This is a genomic window from Scopulibacillus cellulosilyticus, from assembly GCF_042665295.1.
GTDB lineage: Bacteria > Bacillota > Bacilli > Bacillales > Sporolactobacillaceae > Scopulibacillus_A > Scopulibacillus_A cellulosilyticus.
Genome location: NZ_JBHTCO010000028.1, coordinates 1 through 1,719 on the forward strand (window position 1 = coordinate 1; position 1,719 = coordinate 1,719).

Annotated in this window: 1 protein-coding gene and 1 pseudogene; both read right to left on the reverse strand. The window is 35.7% G+C overall.

Translation table 11 applies throughout. The features are described 5' to 3' along the window. Positions 1–157: 157 nt before the first annotated feature. Positions 158–1,024: pseudogene (locus tag ACFQRG_RS16540) on the reverse strand (IS3 family transposase); the annotation flags it as partial. Beyond that, positions 985–1,548: a helix-turn-helix domain-containing protein gene (locus ACFQRG_RS16545; protein ID WP_380968051.1), complete on the reverse strand. Its 564-nt coding sequence runs from the start codon at positions 1,546–1,548 to the stop codon at positions 985–987. The pseudogene ACFQRG_RS16540 and the gene ACFQRG_RS16545, both read right to left, overlap by 40 nt. Positions 1,549–1,719: the final 171 nt, after the last annotated feature.

Sequence of the window (1,719 nt, forward strand, 5' to 3'; positions counted from 1 at the left end):
AACCTTCTCCTTATAGTTGGACAGAGCAAGATATTTTTGAAGGTTCCAGAAAAGTTATCATTGATTACTTCGAAAACAGATCTAACTAATTGAAGAAGGAAGGTCCTACAGCTTAGCAAACCGTTAAGGTGGTGACCCCGAAAAGTTAGAGTTTTAATTATGCAGCTGTTTGGCTGGTTTGAGTTCGGTATTGTACTGGGCTTAAACCAGCCAATTTTACTTTAATTCGTTCGTTATTGTAATAGTAAATGTATTTCTCAATCTTACATTTTAGCTCATTATAGGACAGTAATGATTCACCATAATACATTTCTTGTTTCATAATCCCAAAAAAGTTCTCCATTGCGGCATTATCTGCACAAGTAGCCTTCCTGGACATACTCTGGAAGATTCCGTTTTTCTTCAGGAGTTTTACCCATTTATTATGTTGGTAATGCCATCCTTGGTCTGAATGTATTGTCGTTCGATATGCCGCTTCGCAGTTGACTATTTCTACTGCTTGATTAAGTGGCTTGAGGACAAAATCCAATGTTGGTTTATTTGAGATGCCATAAGATATAATTTCCCCATTGTACAGATCTAAAATCGGACTCAAATAAAGTTTCTCATTTCCTGTACACTTAAATTCAGTAACGTCTGTTACCAGCTTTTGTAGAGGAATAGGCGTGCTAAATCGGCGATTTAAGCGATTCTTTGCAACCTTTCCAACTTTACCTTTATAGGAATTGCAACGTGATTTTCGGGTGAACTTTACGCATTTTAAGCCAAGCTCTTTCATGATTCGTTGTACTTTCTTATGATTAACTTTATAGCCTTCCCCTTTTAATTCTAAATGGATACGACGATAACCGTATTTTCCGCCATGTTTTTGAAACAACTCGGTAATTTTATCTTTCAATTCTTTATCTGGATCCTCTTTCTTTAATTGTTGAATATGGTAATGATAGGTTGCTTCTGGTATATTTACTACCTTTAACACGTTTTTTAATTTAAATCCTTCTTCTTTGAGTTCAAATGCCAACGCTGCTTGTGCTTTTCGAGGTAGGCATCCGGGTTGTCCTGAAAAGCTTTTAACTTTTTTAAATAAGCATTTTCTAAACGAAGCAGTTCATTTTCGTGCTCCAATTGCTTTTCTCGTGACATGACTTCTTCTTGTTTTGATTGTTTCGGTTTTCTTTTTCCAGACATAGAAGGCCGTCCTTTCGTTTTATCTTTGAGCCCTTCTATCCCTTCTTTAAGAAAAGTTATGTTCCATTTCGCAATAAGTGATGGTTCGTTCATTTTAAATTCAATTGCGGTATCTTGGTAAGAAGCGCCCGTTTGTTTCATAAAGTTTAATACATTTAACTTAAATTGAACAGGATAAACCTTTCTAGAACGCTTTTTACTTAATCCTTCTTTACCAAATGCTTTATATGCATTTACCCATTTTTTAATGACTGACCATTCTGGTATGCCATATTTTCTAGCTAATAACCTATAACCCAAAGGACCATCAAGATATTCCTTCACCATCATTAATTTAAATTCATCGCTGTACTTTGCCATATAAAAAACACCCCAGAAGTTAGATTTTTTACTCTAACTTCTGGGGTGCAGTACCAATCTGTAGGGCTTTTTATATTCAATGGTAAATACGTTGGCGAAGGGTGGTAAATTCTTTGGCAAACCGTGGTAAATAACTTGGCAAGGGTGGTAAAATCAAGTGGCCGTAATCAA